This is a genomic window from Paenibacillus sp. VTT E-133280 (assembly GCF_002264385.1).
GTDB classification, from domain to species: domain Bacteria; phylum Bacillota; class Bacilli; order Paenibacillales; family Paenibacillaceae; genus Paenibacillus_AQ; species Paenibacillus_AQ nitricinens.
In genome coordinates this window covers 53,213-79,665 of record NZ_NFUX01000025.1, presented here as the reverse complement: position 1 = coordinate 79,665, position 26,453 = coordinate 53,213, and the positions used below count along the sequence as shown (strand labels likewise).

The 26,453-nt window shown below is 44.3% G+C and carries 20 protein-coding genes and 1 pseudogene; 5 read left to right on the top strand and 16 right to left on the bottom strand.

Annotated elements, in window-relative coordinates:
- The 4 genes and pseudogenes from CA600_RS31230 to CA600_RS13290 form a co-directional block, all read left to right on the top strand.
- Nucleotides 1–352 (top strand): annotated as a pseudogene (locus CA600_RS31230) (hypothetical protein); the annotation flags it as partial.
- Complete coding sequence (locus CA600_RS13300; RefSeq protein ID WP_094870612.1) at nt 349–1,047, top strand: ABC transporter ATP-binding protein; 699 nt, start codon at nt 349–351, stop codon at nt 1,045–1,047. The pseudogene CA600_RS31230 and the gene CA600_RS13300, both read left to right, overlap by 4 nt.
- The gene (locus CA600_RS13295; RefSeq protein WP_094870611.1) at nt 1,044–2,216 is read left to right on the top strand and encodes an ABC transporter permease; all 1,173 of its coding nucleotides are present in this window, start codon (nt 1,044–1,046) and stop codon (nt 2,214–2,216) included. The genes CA600_RS13300 and CA600_RS13295 overlap by 4 nt, the downstream gene beginning before the upstream one ends.
- A 433-nt stretch (nt 2,217–2,649) precedes the next feature.
- A complete protein-coding gene (locus tag CA600_RS13290; RefSeq protein ID WP_179281612.1) occupies nt 2,650–4,260 on the top strand; it encodes a diguanylate cyclase domain-containing protein in 1,611 nt (536 codons plus the stop codon).
- Nucleotides 4,261–4,319: 59 nt separating this feature from the next.
- Here the strand turns inward: CA600_RS13290 and pulA are convergent, their stop codons facing one another.
- From pulA to CA600_RS13225, 13 genes are all read right to left on the bottom strand, one after another.
- A complete protein-coding gene (pulA, locus tag CA600_RS13285; protein ID WP_094870609.1) occupies nt 4,320–6,659 on the bottom strand; it encodes a type I pullulanase in 2,340 nt (779 codons plus the stop codon).
- Between the two features lie 411 nt (nt 6,660–7,070).
- Nucleotides 7,071–8,783 (bottom strand): phosphoenolpyruvate--protein phosphotransferase, encoded by a 1,713-nt coding sequence (gene ptsP / locus CA600_RS13280; protein WP_094870608.1) that lies wholly within the window; start codon nt 8,781–8,783, stop codon nt 7,071–7,073.
- A complete protein-coding gene (locus tag CA600_RS13275) occupies nt 8,776–9,051 on the bottom strand; it encodes an HPr family phosphocarrier protein (protein ID WP_042131974.1) in 276 nt (91 codons plus the stop codon). The genes ptsP and CA600_RS13275 overlap by 8 nt, the downstream gene beginning before the upstream one ends.
- A 100-nt stretch (nt 9,052–9,151) precedes the next feature.
- The gene (gene ptsG, locus CA600_RS13270; RefSeq protein ID WP_094870607.1) at nt 9,152–11,215 is read right to left on the bottom strand and encodes a glucose-specific PTS transporter subunit IIBC; all 2,064 of its coding nucleotides are present in this window, start codon (nt 11,213–11,215) and stop codon (nt 9,152–9,154) included.
- 235 nt (nt 11,216–11,450) lie between these two features.
- On the bottom strand, nt 11,451–12,326 hold the full coding sequence (gene glcT, locus CA600_RS13265) for a glucose PTS transporter transcription antiterminator GlcT (RefSeq protein ID WP_094870606.1): 876 nt from the start codon (nt 12,324–12,326) through the stop codon (nt 11,451–11,453).
- Between the two features lie 128 nt (nt 12,327–12,454).
- Nucleotides 12,455–14,068: a hypothetical protein gene (locus tag CA600_RS13260; protein WP_094870605.1), complete on the bottom strand. Its 1,614-nt coding sequence runs from the start codon at nt 14,066–14,068 to the stop codon at nt 12,455–12,457.
- The gene (locus CA600_RS13255; RefSeq protein ID WP_094870604.1) at nt 14,061–14,768 is read right to left on the bottom strand and encodes an ABC transporter ATP-binding protein; all 708 of its coding nucleotides are present in this window, start codon (nt 14,766–14,768) and stop codon (nt 14,061–14,063) included. The genes CA600_RS13260 and CA600_RS13255 overlap by 8 nt, the downstream gene beginning before the upstream one ends.
- Before the next feature lie 110 nt (nt 14,769–14,878).
- Complete coding sequence (locus CA600_RS13250; RefSeq protein WP_179281611.1) at nt 14,879–16,453, bottom strand: flotillin family protein; 1,575 nt, start codon at nt 16,451–16,453, stop codon at nt 14,879–14,881.
- Nucleotides 16,453–16,989: a hypothetical protein gene (locus tag CA600_RS13245; protein ID WP_042186148.1), complete on the bottom strand. Its 537-nt coding sequence runs from the start codon at nt 16,987–16,989 to the stop codon at nt 16,453–16,455. The genes CA600_RS13250 and CA600_RS13245 overlap by 1 nt, the downstream gene beginning before the upstream one ends.
- 290 nt (nt 16,990–17,279) lie before the next feature.
- Nucleotides 17,280–18,443 carry an iron-containing alcohol dehydrogenase gene (locus tag CA600_RS13240; protein ID WP_094870603.1) on the bottom strand — a complete coding sequence of 388 codons (1,164 nt, stop codon included), beginning with the start codon at nt 18,441–18,443 and terminating at the stop codon, nt 17,280–17,282.
- 152 nt (nt 18,444–18,595) lie between these two features.
- Nucleotides 18,596–20,176, bottom strand: a complete 1,581-nt coding sequence (locus tag CA600_RS13235) for a UDP-glucose--hexose-1-phosphate uridylyltransferase (RefSeq protein WP_094870602.1) — start codon at nt 20,174–20,176, stop codon at nt 18,596–18,598.
- A gap of 55 nt (nt 20,177–20,231) precedes the next feature.
- Complete coding sequence (gene galE / locus CA600_RS13230; RefSeq protein ID WP_094870601.1) at nt 20,232–21,218, bottom strand: UDP-glucose 4-epimerase GalE; 987 nt, start codon at nt 21,216–21,218, stop codon at nt 20,232–20,234.
- A 4-nt stretch (nt 21,219–21,222) separates the two neighbouring features.
- Nucleotides 21,223–22,398, bottom strand: coding sequence for a galactokinase (locus CA600_RS13225; RefSeq protein WP_094870600.1), 1,176 nt, complete (start codon nt 22,396–22,398; stop codon nt 21,223–21,225).
- A 218-nt stretch (nt 22,399–22,616) separates the two neighbouring features.
- Here CA600_RS13225 and CA600_RS13220 point away from each other — a divergent pair, with 218 nt between their 5' ends.
- Nucleotides 22,617–23,483 (top strand): AraC family transcriptional regulator, encoded by an 867-nt coding sequence (locus CA600_RS13220; RefSeq protein WP_094870599.1) that lies wholly within the window; start codon nt 22,617–22,619, stop codon nt 23,481–23,483.
- An 86-nt stretch (nt 23,484–23,569) separates the two neighbouring features.
- Here the strand turns inward: CA600_RS13220 and CA600_RS13215 are convergent, their stop codons facing one another.
- The 3 genes from CA600_RS13215 to CA600_RS13205 all read right to left on the bottom strand — a co-directional run bounded on the left by CA600_RS13215 (nt 23,570) and on the right by CA600_RS13205 (nt 26,445).
- Entirely contained in the window at nt 23,570–24,568 is a 999-nt protein-coding gene (locus CA600_RS13215; protein WP_094870598.1) for an aminoglycoside phosphotransferase family protein, read from the bottom strand.
- Nucleotides 24,569–24,600: 32 nt separating this feature from the next.
- A complete protein-coding gene (gene mgrA / locus CA600_RS13210) occupies nt 24,601–25,605 on the bottom strand; it encodes an L-glyceraldehyde 3-phosphate reductase (protein WP_094870597.1) in 1,005 nt (334 codons plus the stop codon).
- Between the two features lie 99 nt (nt 25,606–25,704).
- The gene (locus CA600_RS13205) at nt 25,705–26,445 is read right to left on the bottom strand and encodes an NAD-dependent protein deacylase (RefSeq protein WP_094870596.1); all 741 of its coding nucleotides are present in this window, start codon (nt 26,443–26,445) and stop codon (nt 25,705–25,707) included.
- Between the last annotated feature and the right edge of the window lie 8 nt (nt 26,446–26,453).

The window sequence follows — 26,453 nt, the reverse complement described above, 5'->3', positions numbered from 1 at the left end:
AATGCCTAGCGGAGCGCCTGATGCTCGCGGCAGCAGTGCTATGGCTAGTGGAGCAGCTGGCACAAGAAACCGCGGAAATAGTAATCAGCGAATGGTTTCTGTCGAAGTGGGCATTCATGATGAGAGCAGCATTGAAATTGTCAGCGGACTTAATGAAGGAGACAAAGTGATCATTCCTACAGTAATCTCTACCAAAACGGGTACAACTAGTACTGAGATGCAAATGCAAGGCGGTATGGGTGGCGCCGGTTTCGGCGGCGGAGGCTTTAGCGGTGGTGGCGGCTTCAGTGGAGGTGGTGCTGGTGGCATGGGCGGAGCACCAGCTGGTGGTGGTGGAGGTGGCAGCAGATGAGTGCTTCAGCACCACTGATCCAAGTCCAGAACATGACCCATGGCTATAATATGGCCGGAGAAACTATGACAGTCCTGAAAAATCTTTCCTTTACAATCGACTTCGGAGAGTTCGTAGCGATTATAGGTCCTTCCGGTTCTGGTAAATCAACACTCATGAACATGCTTGGATGCCTCGATATATCAGATGAGGGAAGTTACCTTCTGGACGGGCAAGAGGTTCGCAAATTATCCGACAACAAGCTGGCTATTATCCGAAATGAGAAGATCGGCTTTATCTTTCAAAATTTCAATCTTCTCCCCAAATTGTCTGCTGTCGAGAATGTAGAGCTTCCTCTAATATACCGCGGCCTCTCACATCGAGAACGTAGAGAAACGGCGCAACAGGCACTCCTTAAAGTAGGCTTGGAGGAAAGAATGCATCACCGACCTTCTGAGCTTTCTGGAGGACAGCAACAGCGTGTTGCGATTGCGCGAGCCATGGCTGGATCTCCCCCGATTCTACTTGCAGATGAACCTACCGGGGCGCTTGATACGCGAACTGGACAAGAGGTCATGCAGATGATTCGAGAATTAAATGAGCAAGGTCATACAATCATCCTAATCACACATGACCTCGAAATTGCAAAGCAAGCGAAGCGGATCATTCGTATTCAGGATGGCAACCTCGTAGAAGATCGGAGGAATGCGAGGTGAAATTATTTCAAAGTATGCGGATGGCTCTAAAAAGTATTTACAGCAGTAAAGTAAGAGCTTTTTTAACGATGCTGGGTATTATTATTGGTGTATCATCCGTTATCATTCTCGTTTCTGTGGGGCAGGGAACTACTTCTCAGATTACGGAGCAGCTTAATGGACTCGGAACAAATCAGCTGACGGTAAACATCACTGGCCGCGGGGCTACCACCTCCCTCACCTATGAAGAAGCCTTAGCACTAGGAGATATAGAGGGGATAGAAAATGTAGCTCCTGTAATCAGTGGCAACGTTACAGCCAAGCATAATACTGAGAATGTTAGCGTTACTGTTGAAGGCATTACACCTTCTTATGAGGACGTTAAGGATTTCCATGTACAGTCAGGACGTTTCCTGCTTGATATAGATACAGAGTACCGGCAGAAGGTTGCGCTGATAGGCACAGGTACGGCTGAGGATTTATTCGGCACAGATGATCCTATAGGCCAAAAGGTACAGCTAAACGGGATCAGCTATAAAATCGTCGGCCTGTTGGAAGCCAAAGGCTCTAGTCTAAGTGGTTCCAACGATGATATCTTATTAATCCCTATAGCTACTGCAGAACGTCAGTTAAAAAGCAAAGGCGTACGTTCTATCACAATTGCGACGACTTCAGCAGACACTGTAGCCACGGTAAAAGATAAACTAGAGAGTACACTGGATGCTAAATTTAATTATGCGGATAATGCTTTTAGTGTATTTGACTCTCAAGAGATGCTGGAAACTGTAAATTCTACGACAGCTACGCTTTCAATGGCACTTGCGGGAATTGCCGGCATTTCACTATTTGTTGGGGGGATCGGCATCATGAATATTATGATCGTATCCGTCAATGAAAGAACAAGAGAAATTGGTATCCGCAAAGCAATCGGCGCCAAAAAGTTCGATATTCTCGCTCAATTCATGATCGAATCCATTGTGCTTAGCGGATTGGGTGGGGTGATCGGTGTTGGTATTGGAGTCGCAGGTAGTTGGCTCCTAGGAAAGTATACTTCACTTACCGTATCCATTGCCTGGGATATGGTACTGATCTCTTTTGTTTTCTCCTTGCTTATCGGCGTAATTTTCGGAATGATGCCTGCGAACAAAGCCGCACGGCTTCGCCCCATTCATGCACTACGTAACGAATAGTTACTTCAAGTCAGCTGCCCAGTCATTAATATGACTGGGCAGCTTTTTAGCATAACAGAACGCATATTTTTGAGGCTGAGCTAGGTATCATTTACGAAGACGGTGGGTAATAGGATTTATGGATTTGAATATAGATAAGGCAATAGGCTCATACCGTAATCATTAATTTTATTATTATCGATATTTATTTGAGGAAGCGATTGCTCTATAAGTAGGACGTCCTATATACTTGTTGTACTACAAACTGCGGTCCACACACAATTTATCTTTCCCATGCCACATTTCCCATTATGTTACAACACCTCTTTTTCACATAGTCACTCTCAACATCTTTGCCTGAAAATAAAATACACCTGCCACAAATGGATGTTCCGCAGGTTATAGTTAGCAGCAATAAGATTTGTTAAACATCTTATGCGGGGAGAGAATGACCGTGGCTGGATTTTTCGATATCAAAGTAACACGCAAACTAATCTTTATTTTCGCTGCGATCTCCATTCTACTGGTTGGGATTAGTGTAGCTTCTTTACTCTATCTAAATCACACCATTAACAGAATGTCAGATTCTTTATATGAAGATGTATTTGAGAACTCTGAGCTCATACTGAGCGCTGATCGTGATCTGTATCAAGCCGCAATCGCTCTCCACTCCTCCATGAGCTCGAACCTCACTGACGCTGAACGTGATCAGTTCATTCAGGAATTTAAGGACAATAATCAACAAGCACAAGAACGGGTAGGCCTAGCAAGTTCAGACATCAGATCCATCAACAAACCCTACAGTGATTTGAAGCAGGCCAATATACTTACTGAATTAGAGAATGAGCTCCATGCCTTTGAAACATCCCTAGTCCTATGGAAGAATACAGGGAGTAAATTGATAGCTGAACGGATGCAAATCGGATGGGACCCTGCTTCATATCATGCTGTAAATCTGAACATGCAGTTAAATGAAGTTAGAACTCATCTTGATCAATCAGAAGACCTGGTAGACACCTACGCCTTACAAGTAGCAGATGGGTTCCAAGATAAAAAGAGTGCACTCTTTGCGCTATACTCATTGGTCTTCTTTATTCTGCTTCTAGTTATTATTTATCTGGGTCGCAAAATCATTTGGCTCAAAAATGAAATGCTGGAGGAACAAACACTCTATCAGCTAATCGGTGAAACCATGTCTGACTTTATTATCTTGACTGATCCTAACGGGTTGATATTGTATAGCTCCCCTTCACATTCAAGTATTCTCGGCTATGTTCCTAAAAAGGGTGACCCACTATCCAACTATATTCGTGAACCGGAAATCGCTTGGGCCAAACTAAAGAGTATCGTTCAAGGAACCCCTCGTATCTCAGAGCTACGAATGCGTGGCGCTGAAGGGCAATGGGTATGGCTAGAAACGAAGGTGTCGCCTGTTCGGGGAAGCAATAATTTCCCAGCACAATTTATGTTAGTGTCCCGTGAAATTACACAACGGAAGCAGTACGAAGAACGATTACATAAGCTAGCCTTCTATGATCATTTAACCGCAATTCCCAACCGTGCTCATTTCAAAATGTACATGGAGAATCTCATCAACCAACCCGAGGAACGGAGAAAGAATATTGCACTCGCATTGCTGGATTGCGACAGATTCAAGCAGTTAAACGATACCTTAGGACATCTGGCAGGTGACGAATTTCTCCAACTGCTCTCTCGAGAGCTTTTGCAAACGGTTAAAGGTGTAGGCCAGGCGTTCCGGATTGGCGGTGATGAATTCGCGGTGGTACTGCACCGATTTACCTCTCCAGAAATGTTAGATGAAATGCTTCAGCGGTTGCTTAAGTTATTCAACAAATCTTGGTCTATTGACAATGGATCTAGCTTCCACACCTCCGCAAGTATTGGCGTAGCCCTATTTCCTGAAAATGGAAGCAGCATTAATGAACTTCTGCGTGCCGCAGATCTAGCGATGTACCTTTCTAAAGACCATGGTGGGAATGAAGCTAATCTCTACTACGATCTATTGGATGTAGGTTTAGCCAACCAAACCATCGGAAAACCATAAGAACAACAAAAAGAGCTGTTCCAGGGGTCAAAACCCTGAAGCAGCTCTTTTTTATTCTTTTAACTGGTTAACTGCAGATGATCATCTGAGATCCCATCATTCTCCTGATCACGATCTATAACCATCACCTTGATCAGCTCGTCATCCGTGGAACAATCAATAAAGCGATCGCCATCGCCATCTTTCTCTTCCCAGTCATTAAGACGTAATATATACCCGATAGAATTGGTATCTGGCAACACCTCAATGCGTGCAACTGCACGCCCATCCTCCATATACCGAAAGTCGCATTGTCCATCCTGAATTCCTGTATCCCAAACCCAAAGATTCCAGCCTTGATATTTCCCATCTGGCCGTTCATAGTGTACTTCGATAATTTTAGATCTCGGGGCTGGCTCACCACATTCATCATAGAGCACCATCATCGACAAGCCTTCAATTTCCACCTCGCTACCTGTAATTCTTCGGAATGCTTCTGTCCCTGCTCGGGTATGATCCACTACCACATTCCAACCGTTATTAGCTTCAGGAAGAGATAGCTTTACTCGATCATTATTGGCATTAAAAATGACTGTTATATTGTTCCAGAGATCGCCTCCTGCATGATTTCTAAGCAGGTACGACACGATCCCCCCATCACAGCGCATAAATTCCAGCGAACGCTCAATTTCCTGCCTACCATGCAGACGAAATGCCGGATGTGTACGCCGCAGTTCGATCAAGCCTTTATAATATTGAAATACAGGATTAAACACACTCTTCATATTCCAGCGGATCGCGTTAATCGTATCACCGCTACGATAGCTATTATGATCTCCAAATTTACTGCGCAGGAGTTCATCACCGGCATGCAGGAATGGAATCCCTTGCGAGGTCAGGATGATTCCATTTGCAAGCAGGGATCGGCGCACGGTCTCATTGCTGAGAATATTCTCCAGATCTACATTTACGTAAGGATTAGCCCGTGAAGCAGCATCCTGAAATCCCCCTTGTACGGTAAGCACCTTATCCCATAAATTCAAATTATCATGGGCCGTTACATAGTTCACCGATTCCACAGGAGAGTCTGTAAATTCGTGGATGGCTCCTTTGATTCCGGCTGCAACAGCCCCTTCTTTGCCGTATTCCCCTGTAATGAAGCCCCGTCCCCATCCATCACTATCACCTTTGATCGCCGAACGGAAGTTATCGTTGAAGACAGCATATCCTTTTCCCCGCTGCACACCTTTTAGCGTCTTTGTTGCCAGTGGAGAATCCCCTCCTGTCCAAGGTTCGCCATATAACAGCAGATTAGGATTTACCTCAAGTCTAAGCTCTTCCGTTATTTCACGCATGGTCACACTATCCATCAGACCCATAAGATCAAATCTGAAGCCATCAATATGATACTCCGTAGCCCAGTAGGACAAAGAATCCTTAATATATTTGCGTACCATCGGACGCTCTGTAGCCAGCTCATTACCCACGCCCGAGCCATTAGATAAACGTCCCAAGTAGTCACGGCGATAGAAGTAATCTGGTACAAGCGGCTCAAAGGGGCCCTTCTCCACAGCGTACGTATGGTTGTAAACCACATCCATAATCACTGAAATCCCACGACTATGCAGTGCCTGAACCATTTCTTTAAATTCCCGAATTCGTAGCCCTGGATTGGTAGGATCAGTGCTATACGATCCTTCCGGTACGTTATAATGCTGAGGATCATAGCCCCAATTGTAGTCGTTATGTTCAATGGATGAACCACGCTTCATTACACTCAGCTCATCTACAGTCTGAAAATCAAACACAGGCATCAGATGTACATGGGTGATACCCAATTCGACCAGATGATCCATACCTATTGCATTTCCTTCCGAATCTTTTAATCCAAATTCTGTAAATGCTTTAAATTTACCCTTATTGTACATGCCAGAGCTCTCATGTGAGGAGAAGTCACGCACATGCAGCTCATAAATAACCGCGTCTGCAGGATGCTGCAATGGAGGAGCAACATCCTTCTCCCAATGCTCAGGATGGGTCCTACGTAAATCAACGATTGCTGTTCTTAAACCATTTGCCGATACGGCTGTTGCATAGGGATCTACTGCTTCCGTCACACTTCCATCAGCAAATACAGCACGGTACATATAATATTTCCCTTTTAAATCACCTGATAACTTAGTCTGCCAGACTCCGCCGTTCTGACGCTGCATATATATAATACGCCCACTATCTGCAGAGCTCAGATCAAATCCAATGTTACGTTGATTTCCATCTGTTTCGTACAAAACTAGAGATACAGCAAAAGCAGTAGGTGCCCAGACTTTAAATACACTGTACTCCATCGAGTACGTTAAGCCCAGGTCTTTACCTTCATAGACCTCAAACATTAATTCTGTATTTATAACATTTTTACTCATGAGTTAACACCATCCTATGGCTCCCTGCCTAACTTATAGGGATGCTTATAAGTCCAAATATTTCCAATTTAGATCATATTAATACTTGCACAGCTCTGCAAGTCGATAAAGGAGTATAAACTTTCTATGGATTCATACTATTATATGTAAGACATATTTACAGGTTTGGGTTCCTTACCGACTTTATACTCATCACTATTACTATCGGCATAGACATCTGTACAATAAAGCAAATAAAAAGTGAATTTAGTTATTCTAAATTGAGTATAACGCTCTCCCATGAACATAAGCCAACACAAGAAATAAAATTATTGATTTAAACACAAAAAAACCGACTTCCAAACATCGGAAGTCGGTAATAGTAGTTGGAACGTTATAAAACGTTTAACGGAGTAATGCATATGGAAATAGTTAGTTAGTGATGCTTTGAACAAGTGCAGCTACTTCTTCAGCAGTGCCAAGTTGCAGTGCTTTTGCAGCCAGTTCCTTCATGTCGGCAGCCGACAATTTAGAAATTTGACTACGTGCTGGCAGAATTGACGTTGCACTCATACTGAATTCATCAAGGCCAAGACCTAGTAAGAGTGGAATCGCTGTTGCGTCCCCAGCCATCTCACCGCACATTCCAGTCCATTTACCTTCTGCATGCGCTGCATCAATTACATTTTTGACCAGACGCAGGATGGCCGGATTGTATGGCTGATACAGGTAAGACACCCGTTCATTCATACGGTCAGCAGCCATTGTATATTGAATAAGGTCATTCGTACCAATACTGAAGAAATCAACTTCCTTTGCAAACTGGTCAGCCAATACAGCAGTGGAAGGAATCTCAACCATAATGCCGAGCTGAATGTTGTCAGACACTTCCTTGCCTTCTTCACGAAGCTTCGCTTTCTCTTCAAGCAGAAGATCACGGGCTGCACGGAATTCACCAAGTGTTGCGATCATAGGGAACATAATGCGAAGATCCCCATGAACACTTGCTCTCAGTAAAGCACGCAGTTGCGTACGGAAAATATCCTGACGATCCAGACAAAGACGAATTGCGCGGAATCCTAAGAAAGGATTCATTTCCTTTGGTAGATCCAGATACGGAAGTTCTTTGTCGCCACCGATATCAAGTGTACGTACAACTACCGGTTTGCCTTTCATATTCTCAAGCACAGTACGATAGGCGTTATATTGAATTTCCTCAGAAGGCAACTTATCGCGGCCCATGTATAGAAACTCAGTACGATACAAGCCTACACCTTCGCCACCATTCTCAATTACACCATTGACATCGTTTGGTGTACCGATATTAGCTGCCAACTCCACGTGCTTACCGTCTGCAGAAATCGTTGGTTTATCACGAAGTTTCTTCCACTCTGCAATTTGCAAGTCGTAAGCTTCCTGCTTGCGAACGTACGCTGCCACTTCTGCTTCACTAGGATTAATAAGAACGTCTCCGTTCAGACCATCGACAATCACTAGATCCCCAGAATTCACTTCTGTCATGACATTCTTAGTTCCAACAACTGCTGGAATTTCCAAGGAGCGTGCCATAATCGCTGAGTGGGACGTACGTCCACCAATGTTTGTTGTGAAGCCTTTAACATACTTGCGATTTAGCTGTGCTGTGTCAGAAGGTGTTAAATCCTCAGCGATAACAATAACCTCTTCATTGATTTCTGCAGGACTAACATAATGAATACCCAGCAAATGGTTCAGCAGGCGCTTGGTCACATCACGCATGTCAGCTGCACGTTCTTGTAAGTAAGCACTCTTCATGTTTTCGAACATTTCAATGAATTGTGTAGCTACTTCGTTTAGTGCATAGTCCGCGTTAACCGATTCCTGACGAATTTTATCAATTACGGGATTAATCAGCTCAGGGTCCTCAAGAATCAGCAGATGGGATGCAAAAATCTCTGCTTTCTTCTCTCCTAGTTCTGCTAAAGTACGCTCTTTAATGGTTTGCAGTTCAGCACTTGATTTAGCAAGTGCGTCATTCAACTTGGCGACTTCTGCTTCAGGATCACTGATACTAGTCTTTGTAATTGTATAATCCGGATGTTTCAGGATAAAAGCACGGGCTACTGCAATCCCTGCTGAAGCCGCGATTCCTGAAATTTTATTCATGGATTTCCCCTAGCCCTTCTTTAATCATTACATCAGAAAGTGCGCTCAGAGCTTCAGCTTCTTCGCTGCCTTCAGTAATCAGAGACAACGTGTCTCCAGCTTCCAGACCCAATGACAATACGCCAAGGATAGATTTCAATGTAACTTTTTTGCCTTTTGCTTCTGCATAAGCTTCTGTACCTTTGAATTTCGTAGCTGTATTTACCAAGGCAGTTGCCGGACGTGCGTGAATTCCATCTTCATCGATAATTCTGAATGTTGTTTGCATAATATTATCCAACTCGCTTTCTTTTAATAGAGTATTTTTTAATTTATAGTGAAGGCTTCGCTCCCTTTAATGTTTAAAGGAAGCTTCCACCCTTGCACTTTTACTGAATGGTAATAATATCCTTATCGCCAATAGATACCTTACCTGGCTTCTTCAAGGTTACGGAAGAGCCTTCTGGCAAATTGGAGAAAATAACAGGAGACATTACTGAAGGTGCATGTGCTTTTACATATTCTAAATCCACTTCCATGATCGGCTGTCCAGCAGCTACAAGGTCGCCCTCTTCAACTAGAACAGTAAAGCCTTGACCTTTAAGCTTAACTGTATTAACCCCTATATGAACGAGCACTTCCTTACCCCCATCGGACATAATGCCGATCGCATGCTTGCTCGGGAACACATTAAACACTTTACCGTAAACCGGTGAAGCAATCTTTCCATCATCAGATAGGAAAGCAAAACCGTCACCCGTCATTTTTTGGGAGAACACTGCGTCTGGAACCTCAGTGATATCCACTAATTCACCATTTACCGGAGAGACGATATCTTCTTTGATAATCGCTTCACCAGTTTCACCCGCCTGCTGTTCTTCTTCAGGCTTAGGTGCAGCCGTTACCGGCGTTGCTGCAGGTGTCTTCCCATTAATTACATCTTGAATCTGCGATTTTATTGTATCGGAACGTGTACCGAAGATCGCTTGGACATTATTACCCACCTCAAGCACACCTGATGCACCAAGCTTCTTCAGACGATTCTTATCCACACCTGATTTATCTTTAACTTCCACACGAAGGCGGGTAATACAAGCATCCAGATGAGCGATGTTCTCTTTACCACCCAACGCAGATAAAATGTTTCGAGGCAGATCATCACCAGTTTTAGAAACTGATTCTGCATCTGTATCATCAGCTTCATCCGTATCTTCTTCACGCCCCGGTGTCATCAGATTGAACTTGCGAATAACAAAGCGGAACCCGAAATAGTAAATCAATGCAAGAGCAAGACCTACTGGAATTACGAGCCACCAAGCCGTACGGTTCGGAATGATACCAAAGAGTACGTAATCGATAAAACCTCCAGAGAAGGTCATACCAATCTTAACATTAAGGATATGCATGGTCATAAAGGACAGACCTGCAAACACAGCATGTACTGCGAACAGCAATGGAGCTACGAACAGGAATGAGAATTCGAGTGGTTCAGTAATCCCTGTCAAGAACGAAGTCAATGCTGCGGAAATCATCAAACTTCCGACGATTTTTTTATTATGAGGTTTAGCTTCATGATAGATGGCCAAAGCAGCTGCTGGAAGACCGAACATCATGAAAGGATACTTACCTGTTGTAAATGTTCCTGCTGTGAATTCAACGCCATCACGAAGCTGCTGCATGAAGATCCGTTGGTCACCACGTACCAATTCTCCAGCTTTATCTACGTAGGTACCAAATTCATACCAGAATGGAGAATAGAAGATGTGATGCAGACCAAAAGGAATCAGCGAGCGTTCGATGGTTCCGAAGATAAACGCTGCGAGCGTTTTATTCGTATCAATCATACTTTGTGATACAAAGTTCAGACCGTGCTGAATTGGCGGCCAAACTAAGGTCAATGCCAGACCGAGAAGCAAAGACGTAACCGCAGTCATGATTGGAACGAAACGTTTACCTGCGAAGAAGCCCAAATAGGATGGAAGCTCAATTTTGAAGAATCGTTTGTACATGGACGATGCCAATATACCGACGAGTATACCACCAAACACCCCTGTCTGCAGTGTTGGAATACCTAAGACGCTAGCATAAGAAAAATCGCCTTGGCTCAGGACATAATCATTGACGCCAATTACAGTACCCATCGTAACATTCATTACGAGGAAACCGATAATTGCGGCTAGACCAGCAACACCTTCACCTCCGGCTAAACCAATCGCAACACCCACGGCAAATAGTAAGGATAGATTATCAAATACAATTTGCCCTGAGTTCATCAATACGTTAGCTATCGCCTGAACGACATCATTCTCCAGTGCCGGAACGTACTGTAGAAAATCGGGGTTTACCAGCATGTTTCCTATTCCAAGCAGCAAACCAGCTGCTGGCAGTATGGCAACTGGAAGCATTAGCGCTTTACCAACTCTTTGTAAAACGCCAAACATCTTTTTAAACATCAAGTCACTTCCTTTCATTATTCACTTTTCAGTAAAACAGATGCCAAAAAAGGCATGAGCAACACAGTATAAAGGTTGTTATCTAACGCTAAGGTTAGATTACCCCAAGATGGGGACTAGCAACCAAAATACTGTAAATCACTCATGCCTGATCGAATCAGTTACACGCTTGGTATTCTGTTTTAATTAGGACACCGATATTGTAGCACCGTTTTTTTGAAGTGACAAGCTTTTTTTACGGCTTACCATTCGTCTCCATACCCAATTCGTCTTCTTTCTTCTGGGCAAGACGTTGCAGGTGAACGGTCAAATAGCTGACCTCAGCTGGATACACAGGAATATGCACTCGATTCTCGATAATCTTAGTTAATTGCCAAGCCAAGGAATACATTTCAGGATATTCTCGTTTCATAAGACTATCCAGCGTTGAAGTCTCCCTTACCGATTCTCCACGGCGCAGTCTTTCTAGAACAAAACGTAAATGAGTCACCAATCGTGAATAATCAAGTGAATCACGTGGAATTCGATATTCAAGGTTATTCTCTACGATTCCGATCAAATCCCCAATCAAAAGAGAATGTTGTCTAACCTCAGAAATTTGTCTGTTGCTCAACGCACTAACGATATGAAGTGCCACAAAGCCTACCTCATCTACAGGCAATTCCACATCCATACCTTCATTAATCCGCTCAATCGCATACTCTGCCATCTTGTACTCTTCAGGATAAATCTCTTTAGTCTCATACAGAAATGGATTGTGAATTGGGATATGTTGTTCATAACGCCGAATAGCAAATGAGATATGATCAGTGAGTGCAATATGAACATGCTCATTAAGTGGTTGACTACTGCTTTGCATAATATATAACAAAATTTCATGTACAATCTCAATCAACTTCTCATCCACTTGGGGAAGAAGCTGTTTATATTGTTCCTGTTCTTCCTGGCTGCGCAGAATAAACATCTTCTCCACAGCGGATAGGTTAATCCGATCATGCAATTTTCGATTAAACCCTATCCCTTTGCCAATCACTACAACCTCGGAATATTGGGGATGGTCCGCAATGATAACGTTGTTATTTAACACCTTTGCTACAGTTATGCTACTCATTATTGCCACCTCTTTTATCTCTAAACACCTGACTTCCAAGCAGCAAACGCAACATGAAACGGTACGATTAAAAAACTCTCGTTACCATCATATCATCAACATTCCGATATTAGAAGGATACCCGCGTTCTATTTTACCCGGAAAGTTCTGCTGGAGAACTTATATACCAATGTGAGGGCAATAACCATATAAGCAATCGTTCCCACAAGAACAACTAGTGTAAAAATTGACGATCCTTTTGGGAATCCGATAGATGCCACGCTTAGTCCTAATACAACGCTATTGACGATAAAAAAGAATGGATTCTTCATATTGAGCTCCGTGCTGTATGGTTGAAAAATATAATACATGAACAAGTGATGCACGGAGAAGAACAAGGAAAGACACAGAATCGTCACCCAAAAAATCAACGCATCCCTCAACCCCCAATCCTCACCCGAGAATAGAAACAGCAGAGTACATGCTAAACATATAGCCAAAGCAGGAATAAGGTTAAAGCCACTCAATTTAATAAGACGAATCTTGAAGTTGTCCAGAATCGCAGCTTGTTCACGATAAAATCCATAGCGTAATAAGCTTTGATCGCAATTATAAAACATCGCTTTGCACACTCGCTCACCTATAGAGGTATAGTTCATAATAAATACAAAAAAGGGAAGTCCACCAAGCAGATAGGTCGTATACTTAGACGAAGTCTCCGGCGAAATGAGTATGATTAGAACAGCCGCTATAAAGAGCACACCAATGATAATTAAGCGTCTCTGGATGGGTTGAATTAACAAGCGTTTATGTCTGGAGAAAAAAATAGCATTCAGGTAGGCGTAACCTTTTTTTCCTTGAAAAGCTTTCCCCTTAAGTTCTTCCAACGAAAAGTCCTTCTCCTTGGTCTGAACATCTGCTACCCTTGCTTCTTTCATCATCCGGTTCATATCCAGCAGTGGATCATCTATCTTGGTAACGACGTCTACAGCGCTGCGGTAGTTAGGATATTTTCCAATATACACAGCTGCAATTCCTCCAAGTACAACGATCACAAGACTCACTGGGATACTAAATCCTGTCGCATCATTTACGAAAGCATATCCTAGATAAAGGGGCATATAGGCAAATAGAGCACCTAGTCCAATCACCGACCATACCCAGCTCATCTTTTTAACTAACACAATTCCTTTTTTGTCAAAAAACCAAAGATTCAGCGCCTCGGTGACTATTCTCCAAGCCGTTAACAGTAGTGCAAGCCATACGCCATGCCACAACGGGGCCCCAAAAATGCCCGCAAACACGGTTAATGCCGGAATAAAATATAAAAAGAACGTTAGCCCTTTAAGCAAAAGTGTAGCATGCATATACTGTTTAGCCTGAATTCTCATCAGCTTCACACATATATATTTATCCCGTTTGGGCTCTAATATAAACACATTCGAAACCGCAGCCACAATAAAGCTAAGAATTATAAAAATATGTAAGAACAAAGCATACTGTTCGGCGAGCGGCAATTCTTTGTGTGTGAGGACAATTGGCAAATAGATCACAATTCCCAAATAGGCAAACTTGCCTAAAAACCCCCACACCACCTTCAATGCAAGTACTATCCCAGCGAAGAGTTGTTTTAGTGCAATGTTAGAATAAATATCCCCATTTAAAAGTTTGCCAAGAACAGGTAGCATCTTGAAATAGTAAATCAGCCGATTGGCTCCGGACGAACCTCTAATCCTCTGAATGCTGCGAAGTGTACTAATCATTGTTGCCATCCTGAAGTAAAGCTATAATTTGCTCCTCAAATTCTGGACTTTGCAGAGTCTCACGCGGAATTTCTTGAAGGGTTCCATGATTTAGAATAACCAACTCGTCACATAAATCGGCGGCTAATTGTAAAATATGCGTAGAAAAAATAATGATGTGATCCTGCTTCATCTCACGCAGCAATTTCTTGATCTCAAGAGCCACAACCACATCAAAAGAAGTTAAGGGCTCATCTAGCAAAATCAAAGGCGGGCGAGTAATGATAAAGCAGAGCATTTGGATTTTATTCTTCATCCCGTGGGAATAACCCTTAATCAGCCGGTGTCGATCTTCTTCCTCAAACTTAATAATGGAAAAATAATCTTCAATGCTTTTATCCGGATCGATCTTCTCACGGTTAATGTCCATATAAAACTTAACGAACTCATAACCTGTCAGAAACTCAGGCAAAATGGGTAGGGAAAATACATATCCGATGTCCTCGTCACGAAGCGGACGGGTACTATCCTTCTCACCAATAAAGGCAGCCCCGCTATCCATTGGAATCTCACCACTTAGGCAATTGAAAAGTGTGGTTTTACCTGCTCCATTCCGTCCGAGTAGCCCATAGATCTTCCCTCTTTCAAAGGTGAAATCTGCATCTTTAATCACCTGTTTACCATCGAAGCTTTTATGGATATGGTCTAAAATTAGTTGCACGCTCGCGCACCTCTCCCATTCTATAGCTAAGTCCTAGAAACCTAGAGTAAGCCCGGTAGCAATCACCGAGCTTACCTTAAGTTAAATCATTCTAGTAGTTATTGCTTTAACTATTCTTCAGGTTGCTCAGCCACAGAAGTTGAAGCTTTGCTCGGTGCAATAGATGCTGCTGGAGTTGGCAGGGAAGCTGCCGTTGCGACTGGAACAGCCTTGCTTCCAGTTGACCCTGAGGATCTAGTCGTCAGCCCTTTGATCATGGCCTCTACGTCAATTCCAGAGACACTCTTCAGCATCTCAGGAGCCGTAGACATCAACTGTGTTACATAATTGCTGACACGTGCTGCACCTTCACCATTACCGGTATCTACAACAGTAAGCTTATCAATGGATGCCAGCGGCTTCGCAATTTGTCCAGCCAAATCTGGCAGCATTTTGACGATAATATCCAGCACAGCGGCTTCCCCGAACTTCTGGAACGCTTCCGCCAGCTTCTCTTTCGCTTCCGCTTCCGCTAGACCACGCAACCGGATAACTTCAGCATCCGCTGTACCTTTAGCCAGCTCTGCATCCGCCATCGCTTGACCTTCAAGGCGCTTCTGCTCCGCTGTAGCCTTAGCTTGCGTCTCGATACTGTATTGCAAGGCATCCGCTTCGCGCATTCTCTTCGCCTTATCGGCTTCTGCTGCTTGCTCTACTGCGTAACGATCCGCTTCCGCTTTTTTCTTCACTTCAGCATCGTACTGCTTCTCACGAACTTGAATTTCTTTAGCCTGTAGATCGATTTCACGTTCCTTACGTACCAGCTCAACCTTCATTTGCTCTTCAACAACGGTCTGCTTCGCACGTGCCTCTTGAATATGGTAAGCCTGATCGGCTTCCGCTTTCGCCGTGTCCTGATCCCGTTTAAACGCAGCCACCTTAAGCTGGTTTTCCTTAGAGGCTTCGGCGATATTCGTATCCCGCAGCAGTTCTGCTTTTTGCCCTTGCTCTTCAGCATTTGCCTTTTGAATTCTCGCATCCCGCACTGCTTCTGCTTCAGCGATCTCTGCATCACGCTTCACCGCAGCGATTCGCGGTTTACCCAATGCATCAAGATATCCATGTTTATCTCGCACATCCTTGATGGTAAACGAAACAATTTGCAGACCCATTTTCTTAAGATCACGTGCCGCCACGCCTTGAACCTCTTGCGCAAAACGGTCGCGGTTACGATATACTTCCTCAACGGTCATTGAACCGAGAATGGCCCGCAGATGACCCTCAAGAACTTCTTGCGCCTCACTTTTCAGTGCTTCGATCGGTTTGCCCATGAATTGCTCAGCAGCTGTCGCCACATCTTCAGTCGAGCTGCCCACTTTAATAATCGCTACACCGTCAGCAATAACCGGAACCCCTTGTTCGGTATATACTTCCGGGGTCATCACATCGAGTTTATGAGAAAGAAGCGACATAAATTCAGCCTTCTGAAAGATAGGGAGGATAAAGGCCCCGCCCCCACGAACAATTTTAATCTTACGTCCAGATCCATCGTCAGAAATGTGATTTTTACCTAAAAACGAACCTGTTACGATCATCCCTTCATCTGGTCCAACAGTTTTGTAACGTGCCCAGAATGCGATACCTAGCACAAACAAAACAGCAACGACAACAGCAGGGACTAACAAATACTCAGGAATACCGAACATTAAAGATCCACTCCTCTTCTCTTTTCGAATTCTGACACCAATGCAACGCCTTCTCTAACCTCCACTACAACAACTTTGATCCCTGCCGGAAGCAGCTCATGATCAAAGCTTGCTGCCGTATGCAGGCTATTGCCGGCGCCAAACTTTACCATAATCTCACCATAACCCGTGGCGGGAACAGGAATTGTGATTTCCCCGATCTTGCCAGGCAGATCACTCATTGAGAAACCATTGGACATTTCGCTTTTTTCCATGGGCTTAACCACCCCTAGATACATAAGTACTCCCAAAAAAGCGGCGGCTAACAAAGACAAAGCAATGATCGCCCCAGCTTCCAGAGCGCTGTACCGGGTTAGAAGAATGCCCGCTCCGCCGAACACGGTTATTCCTCCTGCCAGTACGGTGGGATTCAGAAAATCTACGGATACGAAATCAAAGACTCCATGCAAAGCATCTCCGATCACATCACCCACCAGGACGCTGACTATGGCAAATATGACGCCTAGCGCCAAGCAGCCTAAATACAGCGTTTGCATATTTACTTCCTCCTGTCTTCATTCAGGACTGTCATATTAGTTTAAACGAATAAAGTAGGTCATTGGTTTCACAAACTTTGGATATTCACCCATAAAAGTTCCATTCTGAGGATAAACGTACGAAAAATGCGGTCAGCAGCAGCGGAGATCGGGGACGATGTCGAGGAGAAATCCACAGTAGAGCATAAACGCAAAGAAGCGATTCATCCATAACAGGAGAATCGCTTCCTTGACTTTCAAGTACGTCTTCTAGAATAAAGACTGATAGTCTTTTTCGTAGATGAATCTACTTACAGAGCCATTTTATAAATTTCTACTACATCCTCACGGTCAAGCTTGCGGAAATTACCAAACGGTCCGAAACGAACCGCCTTATCAGCCATACTGCCGATCTCGCTGTCATCAATATCATAATCAGCGAGTGTCTTCGGTGCACCAATGGAATCCCAGAAGCTACGTAGCGCTGCAATTCCTTCCAGCCCTATTTCCTTATCGTTCTTGCCAGTAGGATCAATTCCAAACACGTTTACAGCAAGCTTGCGGAAACGGGCAGGATCCGTATCGATATTATATTTCATCCATTGCGGGAACAGAATGGCCAGTCCTCCACCGTGTGGAATGTCGTATACTGCTGATACTGCGTGCTCGATATTGTGAGTCGCCCAATCTCCTGCAAAACCCATGCTAACCATACCGTTAAGCGCCATTGTTCCGCAGTACATGATCGTCTCACGCAGTTCGTAATTATTCAAATCTTCAATAAGCTTCGGTGCGGTTTCGATCACCGTACGTAGCAAAGTCTCACAGAAGCCGTCTTGTACCGGTGTGTTGGTGTCGTTATGGAAATAGTGCTCCAGAACATGAGACATGATATCCACCATGCCGTAGACCGTCTGATCACGCGGCAGAGTGAAGGTATTCTCTGGGTCAAGAATCGAAAATGCCGGGAATGCATGAATACTGCCCCAGCCCATTTTTTCCTTGGTCACCTCGTTAGTGATTACAGAGCCGCTGTTCATTTCTGATCCTGTAGCTGCCATCGTCAGCACTGTACCGAGTGGGAGAGCATCTTGAGCAGCTGCCTTACGTTCAACAAAGTCCCACATGTCACCTTCATATTTCGCCCCAACAGCAACTGCTTTAGCGCAGTCCAATACGCTACCGCCGCCTACAGCAAGGATGAGGTCGATATTATGCTCGTGACACAGCTCTACACCTTTATGTACGGTGGAAAGGCGTGGATTAGGCTCTACGCCCGAGAGTTCAGTGACCACAGCATCTATTGCGCTCAACTCAGCCATTACTTTATCGTACAGTCCGCTACGCTTGATACTACCGCCACCGTACATCAACAATACATTCTTACCGTACTTAGGAACCTCAGTCTTCAACGCTTCCAGCGTACCCTGTCCAAAGATCAACTTGGTAGGATTATAAAAATCAAAATTACGCATATGTGTAAACCTCCATTAGTTATTTCAGAATGTTGTGCCCACTCGTATTATAAACCTCTGAATAGCTGCATTCAAATGGAGTAGCTTCAAGCGTCATAAAAAAGGGGGATATCCTTAAGACCTAAGGCCTTAAGAACATCCCCTATCCAAACTCACAACGCGCCGAAGCTCTTCACGAAACGACGGAAAGCAGCTTGCCCTTCCGGAGTCCGTTTATAGACGCCCGCGTGTTCAAGAATATGAGTAAACTTGATGCCGACTTCGTTCTGCACAATCTTGACGGCTTCATCATGCTGCAACGCCGTTCCGAAACGTTCTACAAGCTCCTGAACCCAAGCAGCATGCTGCGCAAGTGGATGACTAGGATCATTCTTTACCGTTTCTAATAGCGCTTGATCTCCTGCAAGGATGCTCGCAATAGAATCAAGCTCTTCCTTCAGACGGCCTGGCAGAATTGCGAGTCCCATGACCTCAATCAAGCCGATATTTTCTTTCTTGATATGGTGCATCTCCCGATGGGGATGGAAAATCCCTTCCGGATATTGCTCGTTAGTTCGATTATTACGCAGCACAAGATCCATCTCGAAGCTGCCATCTTCTGCCCGACGAACGATCGGAGTAACGGTATTATGAGGCTGCACTTCACCATCAGCTTCGCTGAACGCCAATACTTCTGCTTCAGGATCACTATACGCTTTCCAAGCTTCATAAAGTGCATTACCACACTCCAGCAATACCGCCGGATCTACACCATTCAAACGTAATACGGACATAGGCCATTTTACGATATTAATGCTGACACCCGGATAAGATGCATGCGTGAACGTATCTTCCTTAGGCGCTTTCTGAATAGGAAAGGTATGACGTCCACCTTGAAAATGGTCATGCGTTAGAATCGATCCGCCCACAATCGGCAAATCTGCATTCGAGCCAATAAAATAGTGCGGAAAAGATTCCACGAAGCTAAGCAGCCGCTTCAAGGTATCCTTGGTAAGCTTCATTGGCACATGATCATGATGGAATACAATACAGTGCTCGTTGTAGTAAACATATGGCGAATACTGAAAGAGCCATTTCTCATTATTCAGCTGAAGTGGAATGACACGCAGGTTCTGACGCGGCGGATGATTAACCCGACCTGCATACCCCACATTCTCGCGGCACAGCAGACATTTTGGATAGACCGGCGGCGGGAGCAAACGGGCCATAGCAATTTCCTTCGGGCTCTTCTCAGGCTTGGACAAATTAATTGTCATCTCGATATCACCGTAAGGCGAATCCTGCAGCCAGTAGACATTTTTGGAAATCCGGTCCATCCGGATATAGTTGGAATCTATGCTTAATTTATAAAAGCGATCTGTAGCCGCGGAGATACCTTTTTCAGCAGCTAAACGGTTGAACTCCGCATTTACGTCTGATGGACGGGCCATTAAGAGTCCCATAATCTTAGCATCCAGTAAGTCACGGTAAGTGTCGCTATTCTCTGGAATCAATCCGATTTCAAAACCATAATCAATCAGTCTATCCAGTGGAACCTGCGGACCTGTAAGTGGACTTTGATCGACCTCGCCAACGAACGGCTCACTAAATCCGAACTGATCTAGCAGCACATTACGGCTATAGTCTTCATCAGTTGGAGCAATGAGCTGCTCACGTTGTGCGAACAGAACTAGCTGCTCAATCGCATGTAAGGCTTTCTGGTCAGTAGACGCAACCTTATTCTCGTTGTGCATTTTCAATTCTCCTTAAGTAGGGTCTCATGCTCTAGTTAAGCTATGCTAAAGCCCCTTATTCTCCGTACCCCTGCGGATTGGCAGAATGCCAGTTCCAGGCGCTTTGAATGATATTCTCTAAGTCCGCATGCTGCGGGTTCCATCCAAGGATAGAACGCGCTTTGTCGGAGGAAGCTACCAGTACAGCAGGATCTCCAGCACGGCGTTCTTGAATAACTACAGGGATTTCTAGTCCCGTGACTTTCTTTGCAGTTTCAATAACCTGTTTCACCGAGAAACCAAGTCCATTTCCCAAGTTAAAAATATTACTGCTGCTTCCGCTACGCAGATAAGTTACTGCACGAACATGGGCGTCAGCCAGATCGCTAACATGAATGTAGTCGCGCACACAAGTACCGTCTTCTGTAGGATAGTCGTCTCCGAACACGGCGATGCTCTCTCGTTGCTTCAAAGCGGTTTGCAAAACTAGCGGAACCAAATGACTTTCCGGACGATGATCTTCACCAATTTTGCCACTAGCATGTGCACCTGCAGCATTAAAGTAACGAAGCGCTACATATTTGATACCCAGTACTTTATCAAACCATGCCATCATGCGTTCCATAGTCAACTTAGTTTCGCCATATACGTTTGCTGGCTCGGTACGGTCTGTTTCTTCAATCGGCACCTTTTCCGGTTCACCATAGGTTGCAGCTGTAGACGAGAATACGATTTTGTTCACGCCAGCTTTTTGCATAGCTTCCAAAAGGCATTGTGTGCCGTATACGTTGTTGTCATAGTATTTCACAGGGTCCTTCATGCTTTCACCAACCAATGAGCTTGCCGCAAAATGTATAACCGCATCAATCTCATTCTCGGCGAACAGCTTTCCAAGCAGCTCCTTATCACGCAGATCACCTTCGTACAGCTTGCCACCCAATAGTGCCTCACGATGCCCTGTTAGCAGATTGTCGATGACTACCACTTCTTCGCCGCGTTCCAACAGCTCTGCTACCGTATGAGATCCAATATACCCCGCTCCACCTGTTACTAAAATTGCCATTTGATTACACTCCCTTCAATTCTTGGACACCATTACCGATGCCGCAAACGTAGAACTCACCAACCAAACCAGATCTTGTGGTATATGCCTCGCCTACTTCACGAATGAAACGTTCTATATCATCTTCATGTACCAAGGATACAGTACAGCCACCGAAACCTGCGCCAGTCATACGGGAACCGAGTGTACCGGGAATACGCTGTGCTTCTTCAACCATAATATCCAGCTCATCACAGCTAACTTCATACAAATCACGCAGGGAAGTATGTGAGTCATTCATAAACTGTCCAAACTGCTTCAGATCATTGTTCTTTAAGACCTCAACGGATTCTAGTACACGTTGATTCTCTTCCACAACATGGCGAGCGCGGCGTCTAACAATTTCATCTGTGATTTTATCTTGATGCGCTTCAAACTGTTCACGATTGAACTGTGCCAGATAAGCTAGTGAAGGCACTTCTTTTTGCAAAATAGACAGGGCCTCATCACACTGCTGACGACGCTCATTGTACTTGGAATCTACAAGTCCTCTGCGTTTGTTCGTGTTGCCGATAACCAGTTTGTAAGCACCTGTGATGAAAGGTACCAGATTATATTCAAGCGTATCGCACATTAACAGGATTGCATGATCTTGTTTGCCATTAGCAACTGCGAACTGATCCATAATTCCGGAGTTTACACCTACATACTGGTTCTCAGCACGCTGAGACAAGAGTGCAATCTCAACGGTATCCGTGTCGCCGCCTTCGAGCGTCAGGAAAGCATAAGCAGTCACGACTTCAAGAGAAGCCGATGAGGACAAGCCTGCGCCATTCGGAATATCACCATGGAACAGCAGATCGTAACCTTTAGATACCGGAGTGTTTTTCTTCTCCAATTCAACCATTACTCCAACCGGATAGTCGATCCATTCTCCGGTTTTGGCCTTGCCAATTTCACTATAATCAATAGTTGCTTCATAAGGAAAATTAGTAGATGCAAAATTCACTTTGCTGTCACTGCGTGGACGCACAATCAACGTTGTTCCGAATTCCAAAGCTGCCGGCAGCACGTATCCACCGTTATAATCCAAGTGCTCTCCAATGAGATTAACACGGCCTGGTGCATAAAATACTTGAGCTTCTTGCTCGCTTACCCCGTACTTTTCGATGAATTTCTTGTTAAGTTCCTGTGTGCTCATTAATGCCACTCCATCCTTTCGCTGCTTCAGCCAGTGGGAATTAGTAAAGCGTTCTTTATGTATTCATTATAATAGAATCAGTCATCCTCTGATAATGCAATCATGTGTGTAATGTATGGATAAATGTGACTTCCCATAATATAATAATTACACAAATAATTAACACACCTTAAACTATAAGCCATAAAATTACAATAACACAAGAAAGGCTGTCTCAAATGGAGCATACTTATTCCGTAGGATCTAATCCCGTGTATTACGATAAACAAAATCTCCATGTACTGTTTGCTGGTCAGAGTCAGACGATTCCTATGCATCAAGCTGGCCCTAAGATTTACGATTATTATTTACTTCACTTTATTGAGTCTGGCTCAGGGGTTTTCCGTACTGAACATCATCAATATGCACTGGAAAAAGGTGACTTCTTCCTTATTCATCCAGGACAGCTGGTCAGTTATATATCGGATAAAGATCAGCCCTGGTGCTATCGCTGGGCAGCTTTTACAGGGAGTGAGGCTGATAGCCTTGTGCTGCAGACAGGCTTTACACCTCAAAAACCTGTGGTGACTACAACAGGTGATAGCGTCATCCCAGGTGCCCTTTCCAGTATCATGCAAGCCTTCAAAGCAAACAAAGAAAGTGCCCACCTGACTTCTCTAGGGTATCTTTATCTCATTGTAGGTGAAGCTGCAGATTTACTCTCTTCCTTCTCCCGTCTTCCTGGAGCTGAATCACAGGTTAAGCGTACTGTGAAGCAAATGATCCACTACATGGCCTCCCAATATGCTCATCCAGTATCCATTGAACAAATGTGTGATACTCTTGGCTATAACCGGGCTTATCTATCCCGTGTATTTAAGCAAGAGACCGGATTATCTCCGGTGACCTACCTGCTGAAGCTGCGCATTGAAAAATCCAGACAGCTGCTGCGTGAACGGCCCGAGCTGTCCGTGGAACAGGTAGCAGCATCCGTAGGGCTCACCGATGCTTTATACTTCTCACGCCAATTCAAACGGTTTTGTGCTCAGTCACCCACCGCTTACCGTCTTACAACGACTAGACATGTAAAAAAGACAAATGAGTAAGGGAGGCCTTAAAAAAAGGGATTCACATATTAGGCAAGTCCAATATGTGAATCCCTTTTTTAAGCTGATCTTTCAGTTTGCTGCGGTTATTTTGCATATTGATTCAGATATTCAGGGTAAGCTCGTAGATGTATCTCTTTCGCCCTTTTCTGAGCCATTTCTTTCAGTTCTGGCACATGCTCCGCATCCACATAGTCAGCGAGAACATCAATCACATCATCAAGAAGCTTCGCTCTAAAATAAAACTCAATCCGTTCCATTATTGCAATGCCTGCTAAATCAATAACCAGATCTCTGCAGTAAGTCCAATCTTTTGATTTATAGAGCGGCCAAAGTAGTACGGAATAATCCATGGCAGCGTCTCCAAATACCGTTAGGTCATCCCAATCAATGATCCAAAATTCATTAGGATCATTGACTAAGATATTCTGCCAATTCACATCATTGTGTACGATGTCGGACGCCTTTCTCTGAAAAGAAGGGTGCTGACTAACCATTATTCTCAAAGCTTCCACTTCTGTATCGAACCATTCTAAAGTGTCCGCCGTTACGAAGTCTAGCAAATGCTTCTCCGCTCTAATAATTTGCAGATCTTCTTCAAATCGATTGATGTATTCGTCAGTAAATGCGGCGGCATAGTTGTAGTTCTTATCTTCACTTGCAACTGCCAGCCTAATCTCTTTATCCCCATGTAATTGATGAAGTGACCTCAGAACCTTTTCAATCACTGGCAGTGGATCGGAAATGGAGCTTAATGGTTTACCTTCGATAAAATCAAACACTAAACCATAAGAATAACCAGAGGTTATTTCTTGTGTAATCTCCCTAATCAACCGTGGTGCTTTGTAATTATAAGTCAAATGTTCACTGATCTTAACCCACTGTTTAAGTCCTGCTGCTTTTTGTACTTGCGAGAGTTTTAAATGACGAGAGGATTGACCATCCGTTATGCGATAAGATTGGTTTACAAACCCTCCAGGATTCCAAATATACTTAGCCTCAATCTTCGACCTGTTTAAGCCCATAGATCCCGAGTTGGCTTCGGCCCACTCTTTCACCTTGTTCTCATCTTGAAGCAACTCCATTGATGTCGCTCATCCCTTCACCCGCGTCTTCATCAAGTTCCATTCTCCGTTTGAAGAATAGTCTCAATGCGATCCAATTCTGCCTGCGAGAACTCCAAATGCTGAAGTGCAGCTATATTCTCTTCAATCTGACTAATTCTGCTAGCCCCTATCAATGCAGAAGTAATCCTCCCATCACGTAGTGTCCAAGCTAGTGCAAGCTGCGCCAAACTCTGGCCTCTTGAAACAGCAAGCTGATTTAACGCGTGGATCTTGCGCTTCACATCCGGTGTTATCCGGCTTTCATTTAACGCAGCAGAGGGTTTGGCCGCTCTTGATCCTTCTGGGATTCCATTTAAATACTTATTGGTTAACAATCCTTGAGCCAAAGGTGTAAAAGCGATACTGCCAACTCCGCTCTGTTCCAGCACATCCTGTAAACTACCCTCAATCCAGCGATCGAGCATAGAATAACTAGGCTGATGAATTAAGAGCGGTGTTCCTAAACTATTCAGAATTCTAATCGATTCGAGCGTCTGCTCCGCGGTATAGTTAGATAATCCTATATACAGAGCTTTGCCGGAACGGACAGCATGGTCAAGCGCCTGCATGGTTTCTTCAAGAGGTGTTTCCGGGTCCGGCCGGTGCGAATAATAGATATCAACATAATCTAGGCCCAGCCGCTTCAGACTCTGATCCAGACTGGCCAGCATATATTTACGCGAACCCCATTCTCCATAAGGGCCGGGCCACATGTTATACCCTGCTTTCGTTGAAATTACCATTTCATCTCGATATGGAGCCATATCACTAGCAAGCACTTTTCCAAACAGTTCTTCTGCTGAACCTGCTGGTGGTCCATAGTTGTTGGCCAGATCAAAATGAGTAATTCCAAGATCAAAGGCACGGGTGATCATTTCTCGGCCATTCTCGTAAGGATCAATTCCACCAAAATTCTGCCATAGTCCTAATGAGATTGCCGGAAGCTTAAGACCTGAGTTCCCGCAACGGTTATAACACATCTCTACATACCGTTCATCACTTGCTACATATACCATTGCTTATCCCTGCCTCTCATTGCGCGCTACTTCGTTCTTCCTTATCTTTAAACTTCTGAGCGCAATAATAATCTGACAAAAGACAAGCCATGAGAACCTCTAACCAAGCATATCCTTTACACTTCCAAGTACTTTCCCAATCCGGTCTGTAATCAAAAGATCAGCTTGATCATCAAAAGGGGTGGGGTCCCCATTCAGCAGCACCGTGCGTTTGCCCCGAAAATAAGTGACCAGACTAGCCGCAGGCTGAACTGTAAGAGAAGTTCCACCAATGATTAGCATATCTGCAGCGGCTATCGCTTCGACAGAACTAATCAGCAACGAATGGTCCAGTTCTTCTTCATAAAGCACAACATCTGGTTTGATAATGCCACCACAGTCGGGGCAGTGAGGGACGATCTCAGTGGTACCCAGAAGCTGATCCAGCCCGTAATAACGTGAGCAGTCCATGCAATAGTTACGATGAATGGAACCATGCAGCTCAAGTACCTTTTGGCTACCCGCCAGCTGGTGTAAGCCATCAATATTTTGCGTAATCACTGCCTTAAGCTTGCCCTGCCGTTCCAATTCTGCAAGCAGCTGATGCGCGCCATTTGGACGAGCATCAGGATGAAGCATTTTACTACGGTAAAAATCAAAAAAAATGTCCGGTGAGGACATAAAAAAAGTACGGCTCAGCATCACTTCAGGCGGATAAGGTGAATTGTGCTGAGTCTGGTATAATCCTGCTGCCGAGCGGAAATCCGGAATCCCACTCTCGGTTGATGTACCTGCCCCTCCGAAAAAAACGATGTTGTCACAGTCTTTAATCCAAGAAGCAAGTGTCTGCAATTGATCCATTTGTTGTA

Coding starts and splice junctions, on each gene's coding strand:
- CA600_RS13300 (WP_094870612.1), top strand. CDS start 349: ATGAGTGCTTCAGCACCACTGATCCAAGTCCAGAACATGACCCATGGC.
- pulA (WP_094870609.1), bottom strand. CDS start 6,659: ATGAGTAAAAATGTTATAAATACAGAATTAATGTTTGAGGTCTATGAA.
- ptsP (WP_094870608.1), bottom strand. CDS start 8,783: ATGAATAAAATTTCAGGAATCGCGGCTTCAGCAGGGATTGCAGTAGCC.
- CA600_RS13275 (WP_042131974.1), bottom strand. CDS start 9,051: ATGCAAACAACATTCAGAATTATCGATGAAGATGGAATTCACGCACGT.
- ptsG (WP_094870607.1), bottom strand. CDS start 11,215: ATGTTTAAAAAGATGTTTGGCGTTTTACAAAGAGTTGGTAAAGCGCTA.
- glcT (WP_094870606.1), bottom strand. CDS start 12,326: ATGAGTAGCATAACTGTAGCAAAGGTGTTAAATAACAACGTTATCATT.
- CA600_RS13260 (WP_094870605.1), bottom strand. CDS start 14,068: ATGATTAGTACACTTCGCAGCATTCAGAGGATTAGAGGTTCGTCCGGA.
- CA600_RS13250 (WP_179281611.1), bottom strand. CDS start 16,453: ATGTTCGGTATTCCTGAGTATTTGTTAGTCCCTGCTGTTGTCGTTGCT.
- CA600_RS13245 (WP_042186148.1), bottom strand. CDS start 16,989: ATGCAAACGCTGTATTTAGGCTGCTTGGCGCTAGGCGTCATATTTGCC.
- CA600_RS13240 (WP_094870603.1), bottom strand. CDS start 18,443: ATGCGTAATTTTGATTTTTATAATCCTACCAAGTTGATCTTTGGACAG.
- CA600_RS13235 (WP_094870602.1), bottom strand. CDS start 20,176: ATGCACAACGAGAATAAGGTTGCGTCTACTGACCAGAAAGCCTTACAT.
- galE (WP_094870601.1), bottom strand. CDS start 21,218: ATGGCAATTTTAGTAACAGGTGGAGCGGGGTATATTGGATCTCATACG.
- CA600_RS13225 (WP_094870600.1), bottom strand. CDS start 22,398: ATGAGCACACAGGAACTTAACAAGAAATTCATCGAAAAGTACGGGGTA.
- CA600_RS13220 (WP_094870599.1), top strand. CDS start 22,617: ATGGAGCATACTTATTCCGTAGGATCTAATCCCGTGTATTACGATAAA.
- CA600_RS13215 (WP_094870598.1), bottom strand. CDS start 24,568: ATGGAGTTGCTTCAAGATGAGAACAAGGTGAAAGAGTGGGCCGAAGCC.
- mgrA (WP_094870597.1), bottom strand. CDS start 25,605: ATGGTATATGTAGCAAGTGATGAACGGTATGTAGAGATGTGTTATAAC.
- CA600_RS13205 (WP_094870596.1), bottom strand. CDS start 26,445: ATGGATCAATTGCAGACACTTGCTTCTTGGATTAAAGACTGTGACAAC.